The 221-nt window shown below is 68.8% G+C and carries 1 protein-coding gene; it reads left to right on the top strand.

Annotation, left to right across the window (positions count from 1 at the left end; genetic code table 11):
• A partial coding sequence (locus AOK24_RS49865) for a hypothetical protein (protein WP_206191297.1) occupies positions 1–182 on the top strand: 182 nt, incomplete at its 5' end.
• Between the last annotated feature and the right edge of the window lie 39 nt (positions 183–221).

Below are 221 nucleotides of genomic sequence, written 5' to 3' on the forward strand. Positions count from 1 at the left end.
CCTTCGACGAGACCCTCGACATCGGCGTGGACCTGAGCACACCCGTGAGCGACGACTACCCCGCCCTCGACAACGAGTTCACCGGAACCATCCACACCGTCCGCATCGACCTGGACCCCCAGGACACCGGATCACCCGAGTACGACGGCGGACTGCACCGCCGAGTCATGGGGGCCCAGTGACCTGCTGCACCCCCTCCGGCGGCCGGAACAGCACCCCGC

The organism is Streptomyces niveiscabiei, assembly GCF_001419795.1.
GTDB classification, from domain to species: Bacteria; Actinomycetota; Actinomycetes; order Streptomycetales; family Streptomycetaceae; genus Streptomyces; species Streptomyces niveiscabiei.